The sequence below is a fragment of the Bradyrhizobium sp. AZCC 1577 genome (assembly GCF_036924575.1).
Classification (GTDB): Bacteria; Pseudomonadota; Alphaproteobacteria; order Rhizobiales; family Xanthobacteraceae; genus Bradyrhizobium.
Genome location: NZ_JAZHRQ010000001.1, coordinates 2,318,379 through 2,331,528, shown reverse-complemented (window position 1 = coordinate 2,331,528; position 13,150 = coordinate 2,318,379). Strand labels below are relative to the sequence as shown.

The window sequence follows — 13,150 nt, the reverse complement described above, 5'->3', positions numbered from 1 at the left end:
TCGTATTACCTTGCAGGCAGCAACACGCGCAGCAGCACGACGAGCAGCGCGGCGGTCGCAAGAAACGCCAGCACGATGGCGGCGAGCGTGGTCATGACCCGTTCAAAATCGCTCGGGGCGCAGCAGCGCGTAAGTCAGGTAGAACAGCAGGCCAAGCGAAACGAGGCCGGCGAGCGAGTAATCGAAGATCATGGCGCTCTCCTCCATAGCGTCTTCGAGCGAAAGCCTGCCCCAGACCTGATCCGGGGTGGTTTTCGGTTCGCGCGAAGAAAACGCGTCAACATTTAAAGCCGCTCGCAGACATAGGCATAACCAATGCCCGCCACGAAGAGGCCGAGAGCGAGCGCCAGCATCACAATGTCCAGCATGGGATGTTCCTCTGCGACGTGAACCGTGCAGCCGAAGATACGGCTATGCGTTCCGGCCTGAGGTGCCACCGGGTGCATAGGTTTTCGAGACGGGAAGGATGGCGACGTTATAGGAATCTCATAAAGACGCCTTCCGTCGTCCCTGCGAACGCAGGGACCCATAACCACAGGCGTTAATTATTTCGCGACCTGCTCGTTATCTTTCTTTTCTAAACAACACCGGCCGCGGAGTATGGGTCCCTGCGTTCGCAGGGACGACGGAGATAGCGCTTATGAAATCCCTATATTTACAACCCTCGCCCCCACTCGTTTTCGAATGGCGTTTTCGCCAGTTTGGGAGTGCGGTTGCAATCGCGGCCGCGCGAATGAACGAGACGACGCCATGTCAATTCTTTTGGAACACCGCGTCACCACCGATCTTGGCGATCGGCTTCGCGACGCCTGCTGCGTGACGGTCGAATTCCTCTCCGACATCGCCGCAGCATGCCGGCGATTTCCGTCCACAGCCCACGGCGCAAAGACCGCCCGCATCGAGCAATTGATCCAATCTCACGCGTGGATCGATGCCGCGCTGGCGCTGATCGATCTGGAATTGCCGCAATGGCAGATTCGACGGATCGCCTATGATGAGGGTGAATGGTACTGCGCACTGTCCCGGCAGCGCGAACTGCCGGACTGGCTCGATCAGTCCGTCGAAGCTCGTCATGCCGATCTGGCGCTGGCAATCCTGAGTGCATTCGTGGAAGCGCAGCACATCAGCACGACATCGCGCCGGACCAGCGTCCCGCCCGTGCCGCAGGATGTCAGCCCACTGTACGAGCCAGTTTGCACCGACAATTTTGCGTGACTTTTGTAGATGGGGTAACGGGCCGCCTACTACTCCGCCGCAGACTGTAGCACCAGCTTTTCAGCGCGCACGGCGCAGAACTTGAACTCGGGGATCTTGCCGAACGGATCAAGCGCTGGGTTGGTCAGCAAGTTGGCCGCCGCCTCCGCGTAGCAGAACGGCATGAAGATCATGTTCTCCGGCACGTCGCGGTCGGAGCGCACCTTGACCTCGACGGCGCCGCGGCGGGTCATCAGGCGGATGAAATCGCCGGGCCAGACGCTGAGCTTGCGCATGTCCTTCGGCGACATGAACGCCATCGCCTCCGGCTCGATCTGGTCGAGTACGCTCGAACGGCGGGTCATCGAGCCGGTGTGCCAGTGTTCGAGCACGCGCCCGGTGGAGAGCACCATCGGATATTCGGCGTCGGGGATCTCGTCCGGCGCGATCACCTTGGCAGGAACGATCTTGCCGCGGCCGCTCGCGGTCGGGAAACCCGTGGTGAAAATGATCTCGTTGCCGGGCTCGTTCGGATCGTCGACCGGATAGGTCACCGCACCCTCGCGCACCAGCCGCTCCCAGGTGATGTTGTTCAGCGACGGCATCACCTGCGTCATTTCGGTGAACACATCGGCCGGTCCGTTGTAGTTCCAGGGCAGGCCCATACGCTTGCCGATCTCCTGGATGATCCAGAGATCCTGCCGCGCGTCGCCCGGCGGCCGGATCACCTCGCGCGCGAGCTGCACGCGGCGATCGGTATTGGTGAAGGTGCCGCTCTTTTCAGCAAATGCCGAGGCCGGCAGGATCACGTCGGCATGGAACGCGGTCTCGGTGACGAAGAGATCCTGCACCACCAGGTGGTCGAGCATGGCGAGCGCGTGGCGCGCGTGCTGCAAATCGGGGTCCGACATCGCAGGGTTTTCGCCCTCGATGTACATGCCGGTAATCTCGCCGGCGTGGATCGCGTTCATGATCTCGACGACGGTGAGGCCGCGCACGGGATCGAGATCCTGATGCCAGAGCTTTTCAAAAGGCTCGCGCAGATCGGTGCGTCCGACCGGCTGGTAGTCCGGCAGGAACATCGGGATCAGGCCGGCGTCGGAGGCACCCTGCACGTTGTTCTGGCCGCGCAGCGGATGCAGCCCGGTGCCGGGACGGCCGACCTGGCCTGTCGTCAGCGCCAGCGCGATCAGGCAGCGCGCATTGTCGGTGCCGTGAATGTGCTGGCTGATGCCCATGCCCCAGAAGATGATCGAGGCCTGCGAGCGCGCGTAAGTTCGCGCCACTTCCTTCAGCGTCTCGGCAGGGATACCGCAGATCGCCTCCATCTTCTCCGGCGGGAATTCCTTGATGCGCTCGGCGAGCTCGTCAAAGCCCTCGGTGTAGCCCGCGATATATTGCTGGTCGGTCAGCCCTTCGGTGATGATGGTGTGGAGCATCGCGTTCAGCATCGCGACGTCGCTGCCGGGCTTGAAGGCAAGATGCTTCCAGGCATGGCGCGACAGCGACTGCGTGCGCGGATCCATCACGATCAGCTTGGCGCCGCGCTTGGCCGCGTTCTTGAGATAGGTCGCCGCGACCGGATGGTTCACGGTCGGATTGGCGCCGATCACGATGATGACTTCAGCATCCATCGCCGCAGCAAATGGCGCGGACACGGCGCCGGAGTTGAGGCCTTCCATCAAGGCCGCGACCGATGAGGCGTGGCATAGCCGCGTGCAGTGGTCGACATTGTTGGAGCCAAAACCGGTGCGCACCAGTTTTTGGAACAGATACGCCTCTTCATTGGAGCCTTTTGCCGAGCCGAAGCCGGCGAGTGCCTTGACGCCCTTCTCGTCGCGAATCTTGACGAGGCCTTTTGCGGCAATATCCAGCGCCTCTTCCCACGACGCTTCGCGGAAATGCGTGAACGGGTTGGCCGGATCGACCTGGTCGTTGGCGTCCTTTTTTGCATTCGGCAGCCGCACCAGCGGCTTTGTCAGCCGATGCGGGTGATGGATGTAGTCAAAACCAAAACGGCCTTTGACGCAGAGCCGGTTGTGGTTGGCCGGGCCGTCGCGGCCCTCGGCGTAGATGACCTTCTCGTCCTTGACCTGATAGGTGACCTGGCAGCCGACGCCGCAGAACGGGCAGAGCGAATCAACTTTCTTGTCAGCGTAAGTGACGCGGGTCTGGTTCTCGTCCAGCATCACCGACGGCATCAAGGCACCGGTCGGACAGGCCTGCACGCACTCGCCGCAGGCGACGCAGGTCGATTCACCCATGGGATCGTCGAAGTCGAACACGATCTTGGCGCCGGCATTGCGATAGGCCATGCCGATGACGTCGTTGACCTGGACCTCGCGGCAGGCACGCACGCACAGGCCGCATTGGATGCAGGCATCGAGATTGACGCTCATCGCGGGATGGCTGGTATCGCCCTGCCACCGCTCGGCCGCCGGGAAACGGCTCTCGGTCACCTCGACCTTTTCGGCCCAGTGCCAGAATTTCGAATCGGGATCGTGCGAGGTCTCGCGCGCGGGCTGGTCGGCGACCAGAAGCTCCATCACCATCTTCTGCGCCGCGACGGCGCGGGCGCTTTCGGTCTTCACCTTCATGCCGACGCTCGGCGTGCGCTTGCAGGACGCGGCCAGCACGCGCTCGCCCTCGATCTCGACCATGCAGGCGCGGCAATTGCCGTCAGGCCGGTAGTCCGGCTCCGGCGAATAACAGAGGTGCGGGATTTCCTTCTGGTGGCGTTTTGCCACCTGCCAGATGGTCTCGCCCGCGTTGGCCTCGACCTGTTGGCCGTCGAGTTCGAACTTGATCTTGGTCATTCCGCGGCCTCTTTCGGCACGAATTCTTCCGGAAAATATTTAATCACTGACGTGAGCGGGTTCGAGGCGGCTTGTCCAAGCCCGCAGATCGAGGCGTCGCGCATCGCCTGGCTCAATTGGTCCAGCAATTCGCGGTCCCAGACCGGCCGCTGCATCAAAAGCGCCGCCTTCTGGGTTCCAACGCGGCACGGCGTGCACTGGCCGCAGCTTTCATCCTCGAAGAATTTCATCAGGTTCAACGCCGCGCCCTTCACACTGTCCTGCTCGGACAGGATGACAACAGCGGCGGAGCCGATGAAGCAGCCGTATTTTTCCAGCGTGCCGAAATCGAGCGGGATATTATCCATCGAGGCCGGCAGGATACCGCCGGACGCGCCGCCCGGCAGGTAGGCGTGGAAGGTGTGTCCGTCAGCCATGCCGCCGCAGAACTCGTCGATCAGTTCGCGCACGGTGACGCCAGCCGGCGCCAGCTTCATGCCGGGATCCTTCACGCGGCCCGAGACCGAGTAGCTGCGCAAGCCGTGGCGGTCGTTGCGGCCATGGCTCTTCCACCAGTCGGCGCCCTTCTCGACGATGTCGCGCACCCACCACAGCGTCTCGATATTGTTGATCAGCGTCGGCAGGCCGAACAGGCCGACCTGGAACGGATAGGGCGGCTTGTGCCTGGGCAGACCACGCTTGCCCTCGATCGATTCGAGCAGCGAGGATTCCTCGCCGCAGATGTAGGCGCCGGCACCGCGGCGCATATGCAGCACGGGACCACCGGGCGGCAATTTTGCGATTTCACGCGTGAGGATTTCTCGCGACGCCGGATATTCGTCGCGCAGATAGATATAGACGTCGGTCGCCTCGACGACATGCGCGCCGATCAGCATGCCCTCGATGAAGCGATGCGGATCGGTTTCGAGATAGAAGCGGTCCTTGAACGTGCCGGGCTCGCCCTCGTCGCCGTTGATCGCCATCAGCCGCGGGCCGGGCTCACCCAGCACCGCGCGCCATTTGCGCCCGGTCGGAAAGCCCGCGCCGCCGAGCCCGCGCAGCGAAGCGTCGTCGAGCGCCTTCAGCAGGTCTTCTTTCGTCATCGCGCCGGAGCGCAGGCGATTGAGCAGCTTGTAGCCGCCGCCTGCGACGTAGGCGTCATAGTCGGTATATTCGGGCAGATGTGCGTGGGTGTCGCCGGCCTTGGCGGCGGCGAGCACATTCGTAACCGTGGCATGATCGACAAAGTGATGGCCGACTTCGGCGGCGGGCGCGGTGTCGCAGCGGCCAACGCAAGGCGCGCGCACCACGCGGATGCCGGGGCCGGCACTGTCCTGCAGTTCGTGCAGCAGCTTTTCCGCGCCCATCATGGCGCAGGTCAGCGAATCGCAGACCCGGATGGTCAGCGGCGCGATATCGGGCGCGCCCTCCTTCACCACGTCGAAATGCGCGTAGAAGGTCGCGGTCTCGAACACTTCGGCAAACGACAGCTTCATCTCGTCGGCAAGCGCCGCCAGATGCGCCGCCGAGATCTGGTGATACTTGTCCTGGATCAGGTGCAGATGCTCGATCAGCAGGTCGCGCCGCCGCGGCCGGTCGCCGAGCAGGAGCTCAATCTCGTGCGCCGCGATAGGGTCGACCTGGCGGCCCTTCGGCGTCGCCTTGGCCCGCTTCCGTCCCGCGCCCGGATGATCGAACGAGCGGACTTTTTGTAGGTCGTGTACGTCGTGATCCATCGAAACGTCTCGTTCCTGCCAGTCTGCCAGCCAACTCTAGTTCAGTGGCATGCCAGATGCCAAGAGATTTATCAGATATTTAGGGCAACACAGGCCGCGAGCTTTCGATCCTCTCCGCGCCCGGAGCAACCACGTTTGCTTTGCCTGATCACTGGATGAGAACGCGAATTTGGTCGGGAGATCAATAAAGCCGTCTCATGCTGCGATTGCGAATGCGCATTGATCTGGATTTCCGATTACCCGATTTGAATTCGACATCGCGCCTGAAACGCCGTCGCGGAACGCCCGCCCCGCGACGGCCAATAGAGTCAGAGGATCTTGACGGCGCTTTCCAGCGTCTTCCACACGCCCCAGGCCAGGGGGATGCCGACGAACGCCCAGAACAGCGCAGCCTTGGCGTCGAGCCCACCGAACCCGATGCCGTAGGATCCTGACGGCCCCGAGCTACCCGCGCTCGCCGTCGCCGCCTGCAGCTTGGCAACCTCGGCGTCGCTCATGTGCCACTTCGCGTCGACCGGCTTGATCAGGTAGTTGCAAATCAGGCCCGCGATCAGCATCGCGCACAGGATGTACATCGTCGTGTTGTAGAGCTGGTCGCGCGGCACGCCGGCGGCAAGCTGGAACTCGCGGATGTAGTTCACGACTACGGGACCGATGATGCCCGCGGTCGACCACGCCGTCAGCAGACGGCCATGGATGGCGCCGACGAACTGTGTACCGAACATATCGGCGAGATAGGCCGGCACGGTGGCGAAGCCGCCGCCATACATCGACAGGATGATGCCGAAGCCGAGCACGAACAGAAGTTTTGAGCCCATCGCCGCAAATGTCGGCGCCAGCGCATAGAGCACGATGCCCAGGATGAAGAACGTATAATAGGTGTTCTTGCGGCCCATCTTGTCCGACAGCGAGGCCCAGAAGAACCGGCCGCCGATGTTGAATAACGAGAGCAGCCCGGCGAAGCCGGCCGCAATCCCCGCAATGGTCGCCTTCTGCGTGGCGTCAAGCTGGTTGAAGCCGACGTCGGGCAATCCGATCAGCTTGCCGGCGAAGATTTCCTGCAGCATCGGCGAAGCCATGCCGATCACGCCGATGCCGGCGGAGACGTTGAGGCAGAGCACCCACCAGATCAGCCAGAACTGCGGTGTCTTGTGCGCGTCCTTCAGGTGGACGTGGTTCTGCGAAATCATCGCATTGGCTTTCGCCGGCGGCGTCCAACCCTCGGGCCGCCAGCCCGCCGGCGGAATACGATAGCGGAAGGCGCCGATCATCATGAACACGAAATAGATCGCGCCCATCGCGATGAAAGTTTCCCAGGCGCCGACCGAGGTCGGCGACTTGAAATAATTCATCAACAGGTTCGCCAGCGGCGCGCCGATCATGGCGCCGCCGCCAAAGCCCATGATGGCCATGCCGGTCGCCATGCCGCGGCGGTCCGGAAACCATTTCACCAGCGTCGACACCGGCGAGATGTAGCCGAGGCCGAGTCCGATGCCGCCGATGACGCCGCTTCCTAGCCACAACAGCCACAGTTGATGGGTGATGATGCCGATCGCGCCGAGCACGAGACCACCGCACCAGCACAGCGCCGACACAAAACCCGCCTTGCGCGGTCCGACGCGCTCCAGCCAGCCGCCCCAGATCGCGGCCGAGACGCCGAGCAACACGAAGAACAGTGTGTACATCCAGCCCATGCTGGCGACTTTCCAGTCGCAGGTGGTGGTGAACAATTCCTGCACCAGCGTCATGTCGGGGCAGGCCTTCGGCGCGGTCACGCCGATCGCGCGCGACAGCGGCAGCCAGAATACGCTGAAGCCATAGGCCATGCCGATGCACAGGTGAATGCAGAGTGCGGCCGGCGGCACCAACCAGCGATTGAAGCCGGCGGTCGCAATCGTTCGCTCCTTGTCGAGAATCCCGAGCGCACCCGATGGTGCGAGCGTGGCATCGGCTGTCGTCATAGGCACATTCTCCAGGTTCGCTGCCTTACCGGGCACGATTGTTGAGAGGTTGGGGTATTGGATGGGGGGCCACGCAGCGCCGACCGTATGCGCGGACGTGCGATGTCCACGCGACAGATCGGAGTTCAAGTCGAGGCAAAATCGTTTTGAAGTGCGGCGTGGGCACGTCATGACGACGGCAAGCGCGCGCAGTCGCCCAGCTTGCGACCGAATATCCGATCATCGCGCCCTCCCCACTCCAACCCTTGAGTGAGAAGTCAGCAATCCGCGTGCCAAATCGCGCGATGCAGAAAATCAATCACTTAACCAAATGCCTGCCGATGTATCGGACAAAATGTCCTGATAGCCGCTGGACAAAATGTCCGGTCAGCTCGCTTCCGGCAGCCACACCCGGAATGTACTCCCGGAGCCGATCCGGCTTTCCACCGTGATCTGGCCACGCTGGCGCTTCACCAGCGTCTGACTGATGGAAAGGCCAAGGCCCGTCCCCTCCCTGCGTTTCGTGGTGAAGAAGGGATCGAAGACCTTGTCCAGGACGTCAGCGCTCATGCCGATGCCGGTGTCGGTCACGTCGATTGAGATGCCCGGGTTGCCGTCGCGATCGGCGTCGAACGAGCGCAGCGTCAACGTGCCGCCGTCCGGCATGGCGTGGATCGCGTTGACGATGAGGTTGATCACGACCTGCTGCAGCTCGGTGCGGTTCATCAGGACCAGGCGGCTCGCCCGATCTTCCCGCGCAACCCTGATTTCGGTCTTGTTCAGGAGATGCTGCACCAGCGGCAGGCAGTCCGCCACGACGCTTCCGGGCGCATGGCGCTCGACATAGCCGGCATACTCTTCCGGCCGCGCAAACTGCAAGAGCTTGGTGACGATCTGGCTGATGCGATGGATCTGTTCATCGACAAGCCGAAACTCGACCTTGGCTTTCTCGGTGTCAGCGCCGATCACGCTGCGGATGACATCGAGATTGCCCTGCATCACCGCGATCGGGTTGTTGATCTCATGCGCAACGCCCGCGGTGATCTCGCCGATGGCAGCGAGCTTCTCGGACATGATGAGCTGCTTGGTGGCCGCCTCCAGCTTCAGATTGGCAAGTTCGAGGTCCCGGGTGCGCTCGCGCACGCGCGTGTTCAACTCCTCGTTCCACTCGCGCAACTGACGATCGCGCTCCTGAATCTGGTCCAGCAAGGTATCGAGATGAACCGCCACCCGGCCGATCTCGTCACCCGATGCCGGCAGTTTGGTGCGGGCAGAGAGGTTACCGCTCTCGACTTCACCAATCGTCGCCGTGACGCGTTCGAGCGGCATGAAGATCGATTGCGCCCAGCGCAGGAAGATCGGCACGCTTGCCGCCGTGATCGCGATGAACGCGAGCGCAATGATGAGAATCGTCTCAAGCTTTGCGTCGTTGAACGGTTTCTGCAGAAATCCGACATAAAGCATGCCGACGCGCTTGCCGTAGGTGTCGACGAGCGGCTCGTAGGCCGAGATGTACCAGTCGTTAACGACGAAGGCGCTGTCCAGCCAGGTGCGCCCCTCTCCCATCACCGCAGAGCGCACCGCCGCCGACACCCGCGTTCCCAGCGCCCGCCGTCCCTCAAACAGGCGGACATTGGTCGAAATCCGCACGTCGTCCAGGAACAGCGTCGCCGTTCCCTGGCTGCCCTCGGGCAGGCTGGCCGCTCGATAGACGAGGTCGTTGATCGTATCGATGAATTCCAAATTCTGGTTCAGCAGAATCCCGCCAACCAGCGCGGCTGGCCCTCCTCCGGGCGCCGTGGCGCGGCTGGCCGCATGCACCACCATGCCATGGGTTTCCGTGCTGCGATCGGTCGGCACCGCGTTTGGCGTCGGCACCAGGTCGAGACGCGCGCGCTGGGCAAGCGCCGGCGAAATCGCCGCAAGCTCGTCGTTGGTGAAGATATCGATCCCCGTCGACGGAGATTCGCCTGACAATGCCGACGTAATGATCGGCCAATCGGCCCTTGGCGGTCCCTCAAGCGCAGGTGACGAGGCGATGATTTTTCCACCGGCATCCATCAAATAGAGGAAGTCGAGACCCATCTCCTTGCGGGACTGTTCGAGCAAAGTCTCCACAGCGGAGATCGTTTCCCGCTCTTCGACCTCCCGAAAGCGGAACGAAAGGCTCAGGCCGCGGATCTGAACGCCGGTCTTTTCCAGAATGCGGGCCAGGTATTGGTGGGCGATGGTGAGGTCGCCGTTCACCTTGGAGATCAGCGTAGCGTCAAACCGCGCATTCCAGCGATAGATGGCGACCCCAAGCAGAAGCGGCAGGATCACCAGCATCGGCAGCAGCGCAATCGCGAGCAGCCGGAAGCGGACGGATGCCCCGCGCACCGGCTCCTCGATGCGGCCTGCCCGGTCAGCCATTCCATAACGCGAGTTTGCGGTCGATGGTCTTGCGCGAGATGCCGAGCCGCCGCGCCGCTTCCTCGCGGTTGCCGCCGGTTTCCTTCAGCACCGAAAGAATATGCCGGCGCTCCAGGTCCGCGAGACTGTCGGCGGTGGCGACCTGCCCGTCGTTCCGTGGGCCTGCGAAATCGTCCGGGAACGCGCCGAGGATCAAGGTGCGCTCGATCAAATTGCGCAGCTCGCGCACATTGCCCGGCCAGTCGTAACTCGCGAGCGCGGCACGCACTGCGCTATCGATTGGAACCGGCGGCATACCGAGTTGGATCGAAAGCTTGTTCATGAAGATGGTAGCGAGCTCCTGCACGTCGTCGCCACGGTCCTTCAATAGCGGCAGATGAATCTGCATGACGTTCAGGCGGTAATAGAGATCGGCGCGAAAGCGGCCCTTCTCCACTTGCTTTTGGAGATCGGCATTGGTCGCAAAGATGAAACGAAGATCGACCGGCACTTCACGCTCGGAGCCGACGGGGCGGACGCGGCGGTCCTCGAGAACACGCAGCAGCTTGCTCTGCATCGGCAACGGCAGCTCACCGATTTCATCGAGGAATAGCGTGCCGCCATGCGCATAGAGGAACAGGCCCTCGCGGCCGCTATCCGCGCCCGTAAAGGCACCCTTGATGTGACCGAACAGCTCGGCCTCGATCATCTCGGGCGGAATGGCAGCGCAATTGACGGGCACGAAGGGCTTGTCGGCGCGATCGGAGAGGGAGTGAATCGAGCGCGCCGCGACTTCCTTGCCGGTGCCGGATTCCCCGGTGAGCAGGATCGATGTCGGTAGGCGGGCGACGCGGGCAATGGTTTCGCGCACGCTGCGGGCCGCGGGCGACTCCCCGATCAGATTGTCGCGCAGGAAGGTGCGATCGGATGAAGCGCGCAGCGCATAACGCAAAACGTAGTTCTCGCGCTGCAGCCGGACCCGGTCGAGACAGCGTGCAACCGCATTGAGGATTTGGTTAGAGCGGAACGGTTTCAGCACGAAGTCGACTGCGCCGGCGCGCAGCGCCTGGATCGCTGTATCGAGATCGGCAAAGGCTGTAATCAGGATGGCATCGGCGAAGAAGCCGACGGCCCGCTGCTCCGCCAGCCAGTCGACGCCGTTCTTGCCCGGCATGATGTTATCGAGAATGACGACGTCGAACCGGCTCTTGTCGAGCTTGCGCGAGGCTTCGTCGGTGTCGGCGGCCTCTTCCACGTGCTTGCAATGCGGCCCCAGCGTGCGCACCAGAAAATTGCGCATGCCGGGCTCGTCATCGACGATCAGGATCGAGGCCTGCGCCAGCGCGCTGAATTCGGGACCGCCGGCCGGCTTGCCTGGTTTGGCCGCCGGTTCATTGACCGTTGCCGGGGATATCGCCGCGCTCGCCTTCGATGTCGGGAAGTTCATGCCGAGATTTGTAGGACCGATTGTCGCACCCGGCAATCGGACGCTGTCGTGAACTCGTCTAAATCAACGCGCGGGCGCTTACCCGCGGGATCGCTCAAGCATTCGGCTTTTATATCGTCCCATTTGCTTTTTCTATCAGAAACACGATGCGGCTTGGGCTGCGCTCGGTGATTTCGACCTTGTCGCCGGTCTCCCGAATGAGGTTCGGGATGTCAATCACCGACAGCGGATCGGTGCAGAGCACTTCCAGCCTGTCGCCGGGCGGCAGCGTCTTCAGCGCCTTGCGTGTCTTCAACGCCGGCAGCGGACATTTCAGGCCAGCGAGATCGAGTTTTGTCGTCGTCATGCGCCGACCATGGCGAAGGGGGCCCGCATCGTCAACGGACATCAGTTGATCAGGCTTGCATAGGATAGGAACCCGACGGTCTGGCCGGGCGACACCTGCGTGATGTCCTCACCGAGTTCGACGAGGCCATCGGTGTCCGCCAGCGACGACAAGAGCCCTGCGCCTTCGCGCGGAAATTTTACGGCTTCGAGCGCGCCATCGGCACCCTCGCGCAAGCTGACGCGGACATATTCGCGGCGCGAGATTTTCTTCTTGTAGCTGAAGGCGGCGCAAACCGGCATCGGCCGAAGCGGCTCCGGCCGGGCACCGGATAACGCCAGAATGGTCGGCCGCACCACGTGGACGAAAGTGACAAAACTGGCCACCGGATTGCCCGGCAATCCGATGAAGGGCGTGCCGTCGATGATGCCCATTGCGACGGGGCGTCCCGGCTTGATTGCCATCCGCCACAGCACCAGCCTGCCCACGCTTTCGACGCTCGCCTTGACGTGGTCCTCCTCGCCGGTCGAAACGCCGCCCGTCGTGAGGATCAAATCATGACCGCCGGCGACCTCCTGCAGCGCGCGGGCCAGCGAGGCGCGATCATCCCTGATAATACCGAGATCGCTGACCTCGCAGCCGAGCCGCGACAACATCGCCATCAGCATGAAACGGTTGGAATCGAACAGTTGCACCGCGGCGCGCGCCTCGCCCGGCGAGGCCAGTTCGTTGCCGGTGGAGAACACGGCGACGCGAATGCGCCTTGTGACATCGAGTTGTGTCAGGCCAAAGGCTGCGGCGAGCGCAACGTCCTGCGGCCGCAGCCGCTGCCCGGCCTGCAGCGCCGCAAAACCTGAAGCGATGTCTTCGCCTGCGGGGCGGACATTGGCGCCCGGCTTGAGGCCTGCGGGAAGCACGACCTTGTCGCCCTCGACGCGCACGTCTTCCTGCATGAACACGGTATCTGCGCCTTCGGGCATCGGCGCTCCGGTGAAGATGCGCATTGCCTGCCCCGGCTTGAGCGGCGCAGATGCGGAACTACCCGCCTGCACGCGACCGGTAACCGGAAACGTCTGCTCTTCCTGCTGCGGGAGGTCGCGGCTCGCAACCGCATAGCCGTCGACCGCGGAATTGGTGAAGGGCGGCAGCGGCAGCGGCGCCAGTATCTCGTGCGCCAGAATGCGGCCATCGGCGCGGGCGAGCGTAACCGTCTCGATATCCACAACCGGCGTCACACGCGTGGCAATGAGACCGACGGCCTCATCGACCGACATCATCGGACCGCCGAAGGCAAAGCAATCGTCGGACAATTGCGCCATGTG

10 protein-coding genes are annotated in these 13,150 nt (G+C 62.9%); 1 reads left to right on the top strand and 9 read right to left on the bottom strand.

What is annotated here, in order from left to right; translation table 11 throughout:
• Positions 1–102 precede the first annotated feature (102 nt).
• Complete coding sequence (locus V1278_RS10920) at positions 103–192, bottom strand: K(+)-transporting ATPase subunit F (protein WP_016846764.1); 90 nt, start codon at positions 190–192, stop codon at positions 103–105.
• Between the two features lie 92 nt (positions 193–284).
• Positions 285–446 (bottom strand): hypothetical protein, encoded by a 162-nt coding sequence (locus V1278_RS10915; protein WP_334380707.1) that lies wholly within the window; start codon positions 444–446, stop codon positions 285–287.
• Between the two features lie 304 nt (positions 447–750).
• Between V1278_RS10915 and V1278_RS10910 the strand changes: the two genes are divergently transcribed.
• The gene (locus V1278_RS10910) at positions 751–1,215 is read left to right on the top strand and encodes a hypothetical protein (RefSeq protein WP_334364594.1); all 465 of its coding nucleotides are present in this window, start codon (positions 751–753) and stop codon (positions 1,213–1,215) included.
• 29 nt (positions 1,216–1,244) lie between these two features.
• Here V1278_RS10910 and fdhF read toward each other — a convergent pair whose 3' ends face one another.
• The 7 genes from fdhF to V1278_RS10875 all read right to left on the bottom strand — a co-directional run bounded on the left by fdhF (position 1,245) and on the right by V1278_RS10875 (position 13,147).
• The gene (fdhF, locus tag V1278_RS10905; protein ID WP_334380706.1) at positions 1,245–4,010 is read right to left on the bottom strand and encodes a formate dehydrogenase subunit alpha; all 2,766 of its coding nucleotides are present in this window, start codon (positions 4,008–4,010) and stop codon (positions 1,245–1,247) included.
• The gene (locus tag V1278_RS10900; protein ID WP_334380705.1) at positions 4,007–5,725 is read right to left on the bottom strand and encodes an NADH-ubiquinone oxidoreductase-F iron-sulfur binding region domain-containing protein; all 1,719 of its coding nucleotides are present in this window, start codon (positions 5,723–5,725) and stop codon (positions 4,007–4,009) included. Before V1278_RS10900 ends, fdhF begins: the two co-directional genes overlap by 4 nt.
• A 308-nt stretch (positions 5,726–6,033) precedes the next feature.
• Complete coding sequence (locus tag V1278_RS10895) at positions 6,034–7,686, bottom strand: OFA family MFS transporter (RefSeq protein ID WP_334364597.1); 1,653 nt, start codon at positions 7,684–7,686, stop codon at positions 6,034–6,036.
• A 366-nt stretch (positions 7,687–8,052) separates the two neighbouring features.
• Positions 8,053–10,077 carry a sensor histidine kinase gene (locus V1278_RS10890; RefSeq protein ID WP_334380704.1) on the bottom strand — a complete coding sequence of 675 codons (2,025 nt, stop codon included), beginning with the start codon at positions 10,075–10,077 and terminating at the stop codon, positions 8,053–8,055.
• Positions 10,070–11,503 carry a sigma-54-dependent transcriptional regulator gene (locus V1278_RS10885; protein ID WP_334364599.1) on the bottom strand — a complete coding sequence of 478 codons (1,434 nt, stop codon included), beginning with the start codon at positions 11,501–11,503 and terminating at the stop codon, positions 10,070–10,072. The genes V1278_RS10890 and V1278_RS10885 overlap by 8 nt, the downstream gene beginning before the upstream one ends.
• Positions 11,504–11,612: 109 nt before the next feature.
• Positions 11,613–11,849, bottom strand: a complete 237-nt coding sequence (locus V1278_RS10880; RefSeq protein WP_065744462.1) for a sulfurtransferase TusA family protein — start codon at positions 11,847–11,849, stop codon at positions 11,613–11,615.
• A gap of 41 nt (positions 11,850–11,890) precedes the next feature.
• A complete protein-coding gene (locus tag V1278_RS10875; protein WP_334380703.1) occupies positions 11,891–13,147 on the bottom strand; it encodes a molybdopterin molybdotransferase MoeA in 1,257 nt (418 codons plus the stop codon).
• Between the last annotated feature and the right edge of the window lie 3 nt (positions 13,148–13,150).

Excerpts from the sequence above, each read along its gene's own strand:
- V1278_RS10885 (WP_334364599.1), bottom strand. The coding sequence starts at position 11,503 with ATGAACTTCCCGACATCGAAGGCGAGCGCGGCGATATCCCCGGCAACG.
- fdhF (WP_334380706.1), bottom strand. The coding sequence starts at position 4,010 with ATGACCAAGATCAAGTTCGAACTCGACGGCCAACAGGTCGAGGCCAAC.
- V1278_RS10915 (WP_334380707.1), bottom strand. The coding sequence starts at position 446 with ATGCACCCGGTGGCACCTCAGGCCGGAACGCATAGCCGTATCTTCGGC.
- V1278_RS10910 (WP_334364594.1), top strand. The coding sequence starts at position 751 with ATGTCAATTCTTTTGGAACACCGCGTCACCACCGATCTTGGCGATCGG.
- V1278_RS10895 (WP_334364597.1), bottom strand. The coding sequence starts at position 7,686 with ATGACGACAGCCGATGCCACGCTCGCACCATCGGGTGCGCTCGGGATT.
- V1278_RS10900 (WP_334380705.1), bottom strand. The coding sequence starts at position 5,725 with ATGGATCACGACGTACACGACCTACAAAAAGTCCGCTCGTTCGATCAT.
- V1278_RS10875 (WP_334380703.1), bottom strand. The coding sequence starts at position 13,147 with ATGGCGCAATTGTCCGACGATTGCTTTGCCTTCGGCGGTCCGATGATG.
- V1278_RS10880 (WP_065744462.1), bottom strand. The coding sequence starts at position 11,849 with ATGACGACGACAAAACTCGATCTCGCTGGCCTGAAATGTCCGCTGCCG.
- V1278_RS10890 (WP_334380704.1), bottom strand. The coding sequence starts at position 10,077 with ATGGCTGACCGGGCAGGCCGCATCGAGGAGCCGGTGCGCGGGGCATCC.
- V1278_RS10920 (WP_016846764.1), bottom strand. The coding sequence starts at position 192 with ATGATCTTCGATTACTCGCTCGCCGGCCTCGTTTCGCTTGGCCTGCTG.